Source organism: Desulfosporosinus lacus DSM 15449, assembly GCF_900129935.1.
GTDB lineage: Bacteria > Bacillota > Desulfitobacteriia > Desulfitobacteriales > Desulfitobacteriaceae > Desulfosporosinus > Desulfosporosinus lacus.
Genome location: NZ_FQXJ01000006.1, coordinates 217,102 through 229,442 on the forward strand (window position 1 = coordinate 217,102; position 12,341 = coordinate 229,442).

Genomic DNA, 12,341 nt, shown 5'->3' on the forward strand with positions numbered 1-12,341 from the left:
ACTTATTTATACTAAAACTTGTTCAGATTGACTTTTGCCTTTGTCCTGCAGTTAATCTTGGTCCTCAAAGATTTAGTTGCGTAACCGATTGAGCAGACCTCGCATACTTAATAAAAGGTTTGTATAGTGAGCCTTATATAATAATAGACCATTTTTGAATGAAATTCTAATAATATCTGCTTAAAGCTCTGCCTATCAATCAGGCAAGATGAAAGGAGACTAAACATGCCTCAAGAAAGCTATGATCTGAAGCTTAGGGCGAGGGAACAGTTAAAGGACAGATGGCTTCAAGCCGGAATTGTGAGTTTTATTGCCTGGCTACTCACAATTGCTTTTACAGAAGGAAATGTAAATGCGATACATTCCGTTCAATTTATTTGGCTTAATGGAGAACTCATTAGTGTTCCTTATACAAGCACCTTGACGCGCTTAGCTGATTTATTAAGCTTCATTTTGATCGGACCAATAACACTCGGGGTATCAGGCTATTTTCTCAAGTTAGTAAGGCAAGAAGGACCGATCATTGAGGATATGTTTGGAGGGTTTAAGTTTTTCCTAAAAGCCTTTGTTCTGGATCTCCTCATGACAATTTTCATTATTTTGTGGAGTCTTCTTCTTATCATTCCGGGAATTATTGCTGCTTTACGATATTCCATGGCCTACTATATTATGATAGATAACCCTCAGCTAAGTGCCTTTGAGGCATTAAACCAAAGTAAACTCATGATGGTTGGCTTTAAATCTGAACTGTTTAAGTTTTGGTTAAGTTACCTAGGCTGGTTTCTATTGGGCGTAATAACTTTAGGGATAGCATTTTTATGGGTTACTCCCTACTACGAGACAGCCAAGGCAAACTTCTATCAAGACTTGAAAGATCATCTCTAAGGTTTCGCGAAGCTACTCACTGCCCAATAATTGCATTTCTTTTAGCCTTAGTTTTCAGCATGATATGTTTAGTCTTAAACCACTTCCAAGAGAATCGAGAATATCGGAAATCGCAAAAACGCTGATAAAAGATCATCTTTTTCAGCGTTTTATTCGTAAGTAGGGCTTGCTAATTTATCGAAAAGTCAAGACTTTGCAAGGGTTTACAGGTAGTTTCTTAATATGTGCATGAAAAAACTGCCTTTGGCGTCAAAAACCGTGTACATGGAGTTAAAATCAAATGGTGCATCGATGCACCATTTGGCCTCTCTTCCCCGACGGGGGGAGTAACTCACTGATTCAATCAGCCATTTGAGCCATTCCCCATGGGGTACCAGCTCTTTGGTTTCCGTCAAACAACCTCCGATCCCAACGGCGTTCTAAGCAGCATTTTGCTGCTTTGTTCCTTGACAAAGTTAACCTCGGAGGGGATTTGCTCAGGCGTCCTGTTGGAAATTTCCCTCCTCATACCGGCTGCCAATCCCTTTATGGAATGTCTTTTCAGATCCCGCTATAGGATATGCCGAGCCCCATACAAGCGTGAGGGCTATAGCGCCAATCCACCCTTGTCGGATTGCCCAAAGTCTGGGTTGGATATTAAGGCGGAAAATCGTAATATTCTGGTTGCCTAAGAGAAAAAAGGGTTGGTTAGCAAGCCCTAAGTAACAGACAGTGAATAAATATTGGTTGGATCAGTAAATCCTAACAACTACTGCGAAGGTTTTTGGGGTATCAGTACGTTTACACCTGATTGATCATGACAACTCTGACAATAAACTTCGCCGCCCAAACCTTTCTTTTCATGACATTCATAGCACTGTTTCCAAGGTTGCTGGTTATTCATGACAGCATACCCGTGTCCTTTGGGGCCATGAATCCAAGTTTCTTCCGGCACCGATGAATGTGGATTCGATGGATCGCTATTTTGTGACGCATAGAGCACAGCTATCAAGGCTGCTATTAGGCCTAACGTAATAAGAGTTCTCACGACCCTTTTAGATTTCATGCAGAAGACACCTCTCTGATAAGGTTACCATAAATAACCCAGTTTACCCCTCTGTTCTCTTTCAGGACTTCTTACGAGAGAGTTTTAAGGACGATCCGAGCTTGCTCTAAGGTTTGGTCTATGTCTGAGTCTGTATGTGCCATTGATAAAAAGACTGCTTCAAATTGACTGGGAGCTAAGTAAATGCCACGCTCTAACATTCCCCTGAAGAACTTAGCAAACCGTTCTACATCTGATGTACAGGCGCTGGCATAATCTTTGACCGGTATATTTGTAAAAAACGCGGAAAACATGGCACCAACGGCATTGGTCCAAATAGGAAGTCCGGCTTCTTGCGCAAGCTGTTTTAAACCTTCAGCAAGCCGAGTCGTCTTGGCTTGTAAATTTTGATATGTACCTGGTTGTTGAAGTAATTTTAACGTTGCTAAACCGGCGTTCATCGCCAAGGGATTACCCGACAAAGTACCCGCTTGATAAATTGGTCCGCTAGGGGATATCTGGGCCATGTATTGACGCTTTCCACCATAAGCGCCAACCGGAAGTCCCCCGCCAATGACTTTGCCCAGACAGGTCAAATCCGGATCTATCCCATAATGGGCCTGGGCCCCTCCATAACTTACTCTGAAACCAGTCATTACTTCATCAAAGATAAGTAAAGCACCATACTCTTCTGTTAGACGTCGAACCCCTTGTAAAAACTCTCCCTCAGGTAAAACTACACCCATGTTTCCTGCAACTGGTTCTAAGATTACACAAGCAATCTCTTCCCCTTCGCGTTTAAAGATTTCTCTTAACCCTTCAAGATCATTAAACTGAGCAGAGATTGTGGTGGCTGCCGTTTGGGCCGGAACTCCTGGAGAGGTTGGAACACCAAAGGTAAGAGCCCCACTCCCGGCCTTAATCAGAAGTTGGTCAGCATGACCATGATAGCAACCCTCAAATTTAACGATTTTGGCCCTGCCAGTCACCCCTCGAGCCAGACGTAAGGCACTCATGGTCGCTTCCGTTCCGGAATTGACCATGCGTATCATCTCCATAGAAGGATAAGCTTTCAAGACTTCCTCTGCTAATACAGTTTCGACTTCGGTAGGTGCACCGTAACTCGTTCCGCGCTCGGCTACTCGCTTAATCGCAGCCACAACATCCGGATGAGCATGTCCAACAATCAATGGGCCCCAAGAACCGACAAAATCAAGATATTGATTACCGTCAATATCCCAGATATGGGCTCCCTGTCCCCGATCTATAAATACAGGGTCACGACCTACGGATTTGAAGGCCCTAACCGGCGAATTTACTCCTCCGGGAATAACAACCTGGGCCCTGGCAAACGCTTGTCGGCTTTTTTCATCTACAAAACCCAATATTTTGCAGCCCCTTTCTAATCAGCCTCTTCTTCTAGAAAATATTGCATACTGCTCTTTTTTAATTCAGCAACACTAAAGAGCATAGAATATGTCTTTACCCCAGTTGCCAGCGAAATTCTCTTCATAATGTCTTCACAATCCTCCGCAGAGCGACCATGTATCATGGTAAAGATGTTATAGGGCCAATCAGGAAGAGTTGGCCGCTGGTAACAATGGCTAACTTCCTTAAAGCGTGCCATGATTTGCCCGACCTTATCCGCCTCTTCTTGATCAACCTGCCAAACCCCCATGGCATTGGCTACGAAGCCTGCTTTTTGATGACGAAGAACTGCACCAAAACGCCGCAGAATTTTTACTTCTAACAAACGATTTGCAACAGAAATAACCTTGTCAGTAGGCCAATGGATACTTTCGGCCAGGACTGTAAATGGAGTTGGGGAATCCGGCAGATTACCCTGAATTACTCGAATTAGGACAATCTCATCATTCGTTAATTCATAAGGAGGGACTTCCTCCTTATGCGCTCCGCGCAATACATCATCCCCAGAAGTATTCTGGCCTTCTTCGCGTTCCATATCGTCAATAGACTGATCAAAATCGAAATTCACATTGATTTTAAAAACGCGGGAGGCCGGAAGGGTAAAGATGTCGGTTAATCCCATCACTTCATGGATGTTTTGAAGGATGCTTTCTGCGACAGAGTGTGAGCGAGCTATTAGAGTAAACCAAACATTATAGGCGTGATCACGAATATAATTGTGTGTCACCCCGGAAATTCCGTCAAGGAGTTCAGCCAAAACAGGGATTTTCTCTTCAGGGATCTTACCGGCACATAATGTACTGTAATACCCTAAACGGCGAGAATCAAAAACCCCGCCTAAGCGACGAATAATCCCATCCTGTCTAAGTTGTTGAATTCGGATAAAGGCGTCAGTTTCATCTATTCCAACTGCTTCCCCTAAGATTCGATAGGGATATTCGGCTATCGGAAAATCATTTTGGATGGCATTCAGTAAGGAGCGATCGGTTGCATCCATACTAAACCCCCTTCCTTCCGTGGTATAAGCACCACGGCTCCTCGGCCATGTAATCCCCTTCGTTATAATAGGCAGCACGTGCACGGCAACCGCCACAAGCACGTTTATACTGACATGATCCACAGCCGCCTTTATAATCAAGGGTACGCAAGGTCTGCAATACTTCGTTATTACGCCAAATTTCATCAAAGGGAGTCTCTCTGACATCCCCTAGCGGAATATTTAAATAAGCACAGGGTTGGACTTGGCCCTTTGGTCCAATGATGCAATAAGCCGTACCCGCTAAACAACCGCGGCTAAAGCGCATATCAATCCCCATTTGTTTGGCAATTCTCATAAACTGAGGGGCACATGTAGGTTTTAATTCGATATCGACGGTCTGCTGTTTTTTCATAATTCGAGTTAAGATATCTTCGTAGGCCTCAGCCCTTAAGGACTCTTCCTCGATGGACACAGCTCTCCCTGTCGGTACGAGGAAAAAGAAATGGTGAGCTACTGCGCCCATTTCTACAGCAAAATCCGTGATGGCTTCCACCTCGTGTGCATTCCAATCCATAACTGTGGTATGAATCTGGAATGGGAGTCCGACTTCGCGGCAATTTTTCATCCCGCGCACTGCCCCGTCCCAGGCGTCCGGAAATTTTCGGAATTTATCATGTTTTGCTTTGTCAAGAGAGTCTAGTGATATACCCATTCCCATGGCACCGGCCTCTTTAAGTTGACGCGCTAACTCTAAGGTAATTAGAGTTCCATTCGTTCCGAAAACAGGTCGCAATCCAAGTGAGGTGGCATAGGCCACCAGTTCAACAATATCCGGTCTTAATAAAGGCTCTCCCCCACTAAAAATCATAATCTTGAACCCCGCTTTAGCAATTTGCTCCAGCAAAGTCCTTGCCTCAGATGTGCTGAGTTCATCTTCTGCTTTACAACCTGCATCACGATAGCAATGATCACAAAACATATTGCAATCATTTGTCGTATTCCAAGAAACAATCATGCTTAACGCTCCTCTCTAAGCCAACGGGCCACATCTAAAGCGTGATAAGTGATCAGCAAATCTGCTCCGGCACGCTTCATACTCAGAAGGGCCTCTAAGACAATGCGCTTCTCATCAATCCACCCATTGGCAGCAGCAGCCTTGACCATGGCGTATTCTCCGCTGACATTATAAGCCGCAAGTGGCACACCGTATTTCTCTTTAGTTCGATATATAATATCTCCATAAGACAAAGCCGGCTTTACAATGATCATGTCGGCTCCCTCTTCTATATCCAAATCCGTCTCCAGCATAGCTTCATTGCCATTGGCTGAATCCATTTGATAGGTTCTGCGATCTCCAAACTGAGGGGTCGATCCCGCTGCCTCTCGGAAAGGTCCATAAAATCCGGAGGCGAACTTAGCCGAATAGGCCATAATCGGAATATGAGAAAAACCTTCTTTATCTAACAAGTCCCTAATAGCTGCGACTCGCCCATCCATCATATCGGAAGGGGCAACCATATCCGCGCCTGCACGGACCTGAGAAAGTGCCGTCTTGGCAAGTAAGTCAAGCGTCGGGTCATTTAATACTTGTCCATTTTCAATCAGGCCACAGTGTCCATGATCCGTATATTCACACAAACATACGTCCGTAATAATATAGAGATTTGGGTAGTGTTGTTTAGCTAATCGTGCAGCTTGCTGTACAATTCCATGCTCATGGTAAGCCCCTGACCCCACACTGTCCTTGCTCTCCGGAATCCCGAATAACAAGACAGCAGGTACTCCCAGTTCTACAACTTCATGAAGTGCAAGGATAAATTCATCGAGTGAATAATTAAATACTCCAGGCATGGAGGAAATCTCCACCTTTTTCTTTACTCCCGGCATCACAAACATTGGGTAAATTAAGTTTTCAATTCTGATATGGTTTTCCCGTACCATACTGCGGATAGTCTCGTTAGCCCGCAAACGGCGGGGACGCCTTTTCAATTCCATCTTTAATAGACCCCCTCTCGTCTTAACCCTCGTCGTTTACCCCTTCGTAGCCAATGAATGAAATGAAATTGCAAAGAGAACCATCAAGCCAACCACAAAGAACCACTTCCCTGAAGCTTTGGTGAACGTGCAATTTCATTTTTATATCATTCAATTTCATTTCTATTAATTTAATTTCATGTCAAATCATCATTACTTTATCCCGATCTCTTCATCCGTCAAATAGCATGCCGGATCGGACTCCCAGAAATCACCGGTAACAGCTTCCGCCCGTGTCCGGAAATTACCGTTACACATGTCTAAGTATTGACAAGCTGCGCATCGTCCTTTGAGCAAGGCTTTGCGGTCTTTGAGTCCAGCCATGATGGGATGGGTCACATCTGTCCAGATCTCTGCGATTTTGCGTTCGCGAACATTTCCAAACGAGATGTGCTGGGTGAACTGATCCGGATGCATATATCCTAGTGGATCAACTTCTCCAAAAGCTATACCCGAACGGTTTCCCCCGTTAAGGCCAATTAGATCTTTAATTCTTTGAGCTCTTGCGGGATCCTCTTTTAACGCTTGGATGTACATATATACTCCATCGCAATGATTATCAACCGTTAGGATTTCCTTTTTCAAGCCGCGTTCTTCGAAATCTCGAGTTCTGCGAATAATCGTGTCCATCGCTTGACGGGACTCTTCCGGCGTCACATCTTCTGCAATCATTTGGTTTCCTCGGCCCGAATAGACCAGGTGGTAAAAGCAAACGCGATCAATATTCTCTTCTTCGATGAAATCAAAGATCTTGTCTAGTTCTTTAATATTATGATGATTGATTGTAAAACGAAGTCCTACACGTTGGTCTACAGCGACGCAATTTTGAATTCCTTGCATTGCCGCTTTAAAGGCTCCTTCTTTACCTCTGAATTTGTCGTTCACATCTGCAAGCCCATCGAGTGAGATTCCGACATAGGAGATCCCAATCTCTTTTATGCGGCTTGCCACTTCAGGCGTAATCAAAGTGCCATTTGTTGAAAGTGTGGCCCTAAGCCCTTTGGAAATAGCATACTCTGCCAATTCGAAAAAATCGGGGCGAATCAGCGGCTCTCCTCCAGAAAAAAGCAGAACGGGAGATTTGAATTCAGCCAGGTCATCGATAAAGCGCTTAGCTTCTTCTGTGGTCATTTCTCCCTCATATTTTTGAGCATCAGACTCCATATAACAATGCGCACATTTCAAGTTACAGGTCTTGGTCGAATTCCAAACGACCACAGGCCCAGAAAGAGTGGTTGTTCCATTTCGAGCACCATGCGAGTTTTTATTATAACGCAGAGAGTCTCCGAAGTATTCCGTATCAAATAAGAGCTTTGTGACACTAATCATACTTTCACCCCTCCAATAAGGCTTCGACTAATCCCTGAATTGTATATTCGTTAGCCTCTTTATAGATCGTCAGACCAAGCTTTCGAGCAGTTCCACTGGTAATAGGCCCGATGGAAAAGAGAGAGACACCTTTTAGTAAAGAGATTTCTCCTTCCAAAAGTTCTACAAAATTTCGCACTGTCGAAGAGCTTGTAAATGTGACCACATGAATCTCTTTTTCACGAAGCATACGTTGCAATTCTTCTCGATTTGCTCCTCCGAGTACTGTCTTATATACTGGCACATCCCAGACTTCCAAGCCCATAGCCTTGAGCGATTCTGGCAAAATATCTCGCGCCTCTTCCGCCCGAGCCAGTAGCACCTTTTGACCAGCTGAAACACGGCCGGTAAGACCTTCAACAATCTTTTCGGCGCGGTACTCTTCCGGAACATAGGCCGCCCGAAGCCCTCTTTTCTCAATAGCAGCTTGCGTAGCCGGACCTATAGCAACTATCTCTAAGCCGATCAAATCACGAACATCTCGTTCTTGATTCTTAAGCTCTTCAAAAAACGCCTCGACTCCGTTGACGCTAGTAAAAATAAGCCATTTGAACTGTCCAAGATTATTCAGAGCTTTGATTATATGCGAATTGTCAGTGGGTGGGACAATGTCAATCGTCGGAAATTCCCAGGCCTCGCCGCCTAAAGCTTCGATTTCCTGTGATAACGCACTGGCCTGATGTCGCGCCCGAGTGACCACGATCCTTTTCCCAAATAAGGGTTTCTTTTCGAACCAATGGAGTTTCTCTCGCAGAGAGACGACTTCGCCGACGATAATAATAGAGGGATTCGTAAATTCCTGCTTTTTAACCTCTTCGGCAATAGTATCCAGTTGCCCTACGAGGGTCCGTTGTTCTGGTCTGGTACCCCATTGAATGATTCCGACTGGAGTCGTTGGCTTCTTCCCATTCTCCATTAGTTTTTGAGCAATTAAGGGGAGATTTTCCATGCCCATGAGGAACACAAGGGTTCCATGGGATAGGGCAAGGTGGTCCCAATGAATGCTCGTTTCATTTTTCGTAGGATCTTCGTGTCCTGTGATAACTGCGAAAGAAGACGTCAGATCTCTATGGGTTACGGGTATACCTGCATATGCCGGAACTGCAATAGCGGAGGTGATGCCAGGTACCACTTCAAACTGAATCCCTGCGTTAAGTAAAGCTTCGGCTTCCTCGCCCCCCCGACCAAAGACAAAAGGATCCCCTCCTTTTAGGCGGGTTACGACTTTTCCTTCCAGACCTTTATCCACAAGAACTTGGTTAATTTCATCTTGTTTAAGTGTATGGCGATCCGGAGATTTCCCCACATAGATGAGTTCACAATCAGGGCGGGCTAATGTCAAAAGGCGCCGCGAAGCTAACCGATCATAGACTAAAACATCTGCTTTGGCAATACATTCTGACCCTTTAATGGTTATCAACTTAGGGTCTCCGGGACCAGCACCCACCAAATATACATATCCCTTACTCAAACCAAACACTCCTATTCAATCAGCTTACCAAAGCTTAATTATATACTAAATCGAAAACATTTTTAATTAATGACGTACGATGCCGCCAATGCCCAAGGACGGCGCATTTGGCGGGTACCCCGCTCCCCAAAGAAGAGGAGTTTGAGTGGTTAGTTTTGCTCTGCATCGTAAGATCAAGCACTGGGGCACGCAATTTCCCTATCGAATTTCCGCTAATATCGAGTTAGCCCCTTGTTCTATCAGCCGATTGGCGACTTCGATGCCCACTGATTCGGGATCGGTCCCTTTGGCTTCCGCCTTAATCAAGCGAGTTCCATCCAGGCTTGCCACCATTCCCCGAAGAATAATTTCTCCCTTAACCACTTGTCCTAAAGCCCCAATGGGGACTTGGCAACCGCCTTCAAGCTTACGCATTAATGCCCGCTCTGACTTTACCGCTTTTTCAGTGGCAATATGGTTTAGACCAGATAGCAATTCCGCAATATCTGAACGCTTCTCGTCGATTTCCACAGCTATGGACCCTTGCCCGACTGCTGAAAGCATCATATCTTCGGGTAAGATTTGAGTGATTCGCTCTTCCCATCCTAACCGTTTCACCCCCGCTGCAGCAAGGACAATACCTGCCATGTCAGACTCTTGCAATTTCCTCCATCGGGTTTGCAGATTACCTCTCAGATCCATAAAATTAAGATCCGGACGATAATGCTTGAGCTGTGATTTACGACGCAAACTACTTGTGCCGATAATAGCGCCCTCGGGCAAATCCTCAATTGGGACCCCGTTTCGGCTCAAAAAAACGTCCCTAGGTTCTTCCCGTTCACAAAAAGCACTGATGATTAATCCTGGGGGTAATAATGTCGGCATATCCTTAAGACTGTGAACTGCCATATCAAGTTCATCGTTCAGCAGACCCTGTTCCAACTCTTTAGTAAACAATCCCTTGTCCCCAATTTTAGAAAGGGGAACATCCAATATCTTATCCCCTTTGGTTTTCATGGAGACAAGCTCAAAGTTAAGATGAGGATAAAGCTCGGTTAATTGACTTTGTACCCACTCGGCTTGCCACATTGCTAATTGACTATCCCGAGTTCCAATGCGGATGTTCTTCATTCAGCCCTCCTATGATACCCTTGCTTATGACTCTTTTTCAACATCAGATTTGGGCGTTTGCCCTCTTCTTTAACATCTAAATCAAATAAATTCTGTAATATTTCTGTATAGAGATGACCTTGGCTTGTATTGGCATACTCTTTAAGGTTAATAATCGGCAGATGCAAGAGATGATTGACGATGGAATTAGCCATAGAACGTATTACCTTTTCCTGTTTTGGAGTTAACCCTGTCAAATGCCCCAGAGCGCGCTCTACTTGCATATCTCTGATCTGTTCACCTTTTTCCTGTAAGGCTAAAATCGTCGGTACAACAAACAATGAATTGTGCCAGTTCAGAAATAATTCCATTTCTTCGTCGATAATCTTTTCTGCCTTGATTGCAGCGATTTCACGTTCTTGATGATGATGATCGATAACTCCTCGCAAATCATCAATATCAAATAAAGTAATATGAGGAATTTCCCCTACTTCCGGGTGTATATCTCGAGGCACCGCAATATCAATGAGCAACATGGGGCGATTCTTACGATTTTTCATAATTTCCTGCATGCGCTCAGGAAGCAACACAAAATGTTTCGAGGCAGTTGCGGATATCACTATATCCACTTCTTCAAGATACTGATCTACATCATCAAGCCGTACCGCCCGACCGCTGCACTCCTTTGCTAATACAACGGCTTTTTCATAAGACCGATTGGACACTAAAACAGTGGTGGCTCCTGCTGAAACCAAATGTTTGGCTGTCAGAGTACTCATTTCTCCGGCTCCCATAATAAGAATCCCTTTACCTTCAAGCTCTCCAAATTGTTGTTTGGCAAGCTCAACGGCTGTATAACTTATGGAAACCGGATGTTGATCAATCAATGTATCTGTGCGTACGCGCTTGCCTACCGCTAAAGCAGTTTGAAAAAACACATTGATCACTTTATTAGTGGCTTCTGCCTCATTTGCTTGTTGATAGGCCTGACTGACCTGTCCAAGGATTTGTGTTTCCCCTCGAACCATCGAATCCAACCCAGATACTACCCGAAACAAGTGGCGGACGGCATCATACAAGGTATGAGCGTACAAATATTGCTCCAGGATATTTTCTTCAATTCCATGATGACTGGCAAAAAAGTCCTTGATGGAGCGAATCCCTGTTTCTACATCCGTTGTAGCTGCGTAAACTTCAGTACGATTACAAGTGCTGAGTATTACAACCCCCTGAATTGCTTGACAGTTTTTTAATTCTTTGAGGGCCTTCTGCATTTGAGAAGGGTGAAAGCTCATCTTTTCCCTTATTTCAACAGGAGCGCTCCTGTGATTTAATCCGATAGCGACTGGAAACACTTTTCTAACACCCCTTTCGCTTCGGTCAGTCGTTGAGCTTTAATAAGCGTTCTAACTTCTCCGTCTGTAGCGCGATTCCAAAAAATACTTCGCTTTTCCGGAGGCAAGTCAGACTTGGCTCTATTTCTCCAACTTTTAAGCAATGTTAGATATTCAGCCATTTCATGACCGTATAAATCTTCTAACTCTGCTCGCACTTGTCGAGCTACAATAGGGCTACTTCCTCCAGTCGATACTGCAATCTTCAGATCTCCTTGTTCCATAATGGAAGGTACTATAAAACTGCATTTCTCTGGATCATCAACTACATTCACCAGGCGATAATGGGCTTTAGCATCCTGTGAGACTTGCGCGTTGACTTCCTCGATTTCTGTACATGAAAAAACAAGCCTGGCATCTTGAATATCGTCAGATGAATATTCTTTTTCAACCCAAAAACATGATTTTCCATCAATCAGCTCCCGTAGCTCAGGAACAAGACGAGGAGAGATAACTCGCACCAAAGATCCATGGTGCAAAAGGGTTTGAACTTTCCTTAATGCTACATTTCCTCCACCGACGACCAAAATCGGCAGAGCGTTTAAGTCTATGAATATGGGATAATACTGCGACATAAACAATAGTCACCTTCTCCACTTTTCTCCTAGATTTAAATTCGTTCTATTTGGACATATTTCCTGCCAAAACTCATAGATTCTCGAATTATCA

Annotated in this window: 12 protein-coding genes; 1 reads left to right on the plus strand and 11 read right to left on the minus strand. The window is 44.4% G+C overall.

Annotated elements, in window-relative coordinates; translation table 11 throughout:
- Positions 1–225: 225 nt before the first annotated feature.
- A complete protein-coding gene (locus BUB11_RS09965; protein WP_073029606.1) occupies positions 226–885 on the plus strand; it encodes a DUF975 family protein in 660 nt (219 codons plus the stop codon).
- A gap of 203 nt (positions 886–1,088) precedes the next feature.
- Here BUB11_RS09965 and BUB11_RS29075 read toward each other — a convergent pair whose 3' ends face one another.
- The 11 genes from BUB11_RS29075 to BUB11_RS10020 form a co-directional block, all read right to left on the minus strand.
- Entirely contained in the window at positions 1,089–1,280 is a 192-nt protein-coding gene (locus BUB11_RS29075) for a DUF3102 domain-containing protein (protein ID WP_242947511.1), read from the minus strand.
- 353 nt (positions 1,281–1,633) lie between these two features.
- Positions 1,634–1,930: a hypothetical protein gene (locus tag BUB11_RS09975; protein WP_073029607.1), complete on the minus strand. Its 297-nt coding sequence runs from the start codon at positions 1,928–1,930 to the stop codon at positions 1,634–1,636.
- 71 nt (positions 1,931–2,001) lie between these two features.
- A complete protein-coding gene (hemL, locus tag BUB11_RS09980; protein ID WP_073029608.1) occupies positions 2,002–3,294 on the minus strand; it encodes a glutamate-1-semialdehyde 2,1-aminomutase in 1,293 nt (430 codons plus the stop codon).
- Between the two features lie 17 nt (positions 3,295–3,311).
- Positions 3,312–4,334 (minus strand): siroheme decarboxylase subunit beta, encoded by a 1,023-nt coding sequence (gene ahbB, locus BUB11_RS09985; protein ID WP_073029609.1) that lies wholly within the window; start codon positions 4,332–4,334, stop codon positions 3,312–3,314.
- A gap of 1 nt (position 4,335) precedes the next feature.
- Positions 4,336–5,331: a putative heme d1 biosynthesis radical SAM protein NirJ2 gene (nirJ2, locus tag BUB11_RS09990; RefSeq protein WP_073029610.1), complete on the minus strand. Its 996-nt coding sequence runs from the start codon at positions 5,329–5,331 to the stop codon at positions 4,336–4,338.
- A 2-nt stretch (positions 5,332–5,333) separates the two neighbouring features.
- On the minus strand, positions 5,334–6,311 hold the full coding sequence (gene hemB / locus BUB11_RS09995) for a porphobilinogen synthase (RefSeq protein ID WP_073029611.1): 978 nt from the start codon (positions 6,309–6,311) through the stop codon (positions 5,334–5,336).
- A gap of 192 nt (positions 6,312–6,503) precedes the next feature.
- Positions 6,504–7,679, minus strand: a complete 1,176-nt coding sequence (gene nirJ1 / locus BUB11_RS10000) for a putative heme d1 biosynthesis radical SAM protein NirJ1 (RefSeq protein WP_073029612.1) — start codon at positions 7,677–7,679, stop codon at positions 6,504–6,506.
- A 4-nt stretch (positions 7,680–7,683) separates the two neighbouring features.
- Positions 7,684–9,189, minus strand: a complete 1,506-nt coding sequence (gene cobA, locus BUB11_RS10005; RefSeq protein WP_073029613.1) for a uroporphyrinogen-III C-methyltransferase — start codon at positions 9,187–9,189, stop codon at positions 7,684–7,686.
- A gap of 198 nt (positions 9,190–9,387) precedes the next feature.
- Complete coding sequence (gene hemC / locus BUB11_RS10010; protein WP_073029614.1) at positions 9,388–10,299, minus strand: hydroxymethylbilane synthase; 912 nt, start codon at positions 10,297–10,299, stop codon at positions 9,388–9,390.
- Positions 10,296–11,633 carry a glutamyl-tRNA reductase gene (hemA, locus tag BUB11_RS10015; protein WP_073029615.1) on the minus strand — a complete coding sequence of 446 codons (1,338 nt, stop codon included), beginning with the start codon at positions 11,631–11,633 and terminating at the stop codon, positions 10,296–10,298. The genes hemC and hemA overlap by 4 nt, the downstream gene beginning before the upstream one ends.
- On the minus strand, positions 11,609–12,247 hold the full coding sequence (locus BUB11_RS10020; protein ID WP_073029616.1) for a precorrin-2 dehydrogenase/sirohydrochlorin ferrochelatase family protein: 639 nt from the start codon (positions 12,245–12,247) through the stop codon (positions 11,609–11,611). Before BUB11_RS10020 ends, hemA begins: the two co-directional genes overlap by 25 nt.
- Positions 12,248–12,341: the final 94 nt, after the last annotated feature.

What these genes read in the sequence shown, in the direction of transcription:
- BUB11_RS09965 (WP_073029606.1), top strand. Translation starts at nt 226, where the DNA reads ATGCCTCAAGAAAGCTATGATCTGAAGCTTAGGGCGAGGGAACAGTTA.
- BUB11_RS09975 (WP_073029607.1), bottom strand. Translation starts at nt 1,930, where the DNA reads ATGAAATCTAAAAGGGTCGTGAGAACTCTTATTACGTTAGGCCTAATA.
- ahbB (WP_073029609.1), bottom strand. Translation starts at nt 4,334, where the DNA reads ATGGATGCAACCGATCGCTCCTTACTGAATGCCATCCAAAATGATTTT.
- nirJ2 (WP_073029610.1), bottom strand. Translation starts at nt 5,331, where the DNA reads ATGATTGTTTCTTGGAATACGACAAATGATTGCAATATGTTTTGTGAT.
- hemB (WP_073029611.1), bottom strand. Translation starts at nt 6,311, where the DNA reads ATGGAATTGAAAAGGCGTCCCCGCCGTTTGCGGGCTAACGAGACTATC.
- nirJ1 (WP_073029612.1), bottom strand. Translation starts at nt 7,679, where the DNA reads ATGATTAGTGTCACAAAGCTCTTATTTGATACGGAATACTTCGGAGAC.
- hemC (WP_073029614.1), bottom strand. Translation starts at nt 10,299, where the DNA reads ATGAAGAACATCCGCATTGGAACTCGGGATAGTCAATTAGCAATGTGG.
- BUB11_RS10020 (WP_073029616.1), bottom strand. Translation starts at nt 12,247, where the DNA reads ATGTCGCAGTATTATCCCATATTCATAGACTTAAACGCTCTGCCGATT.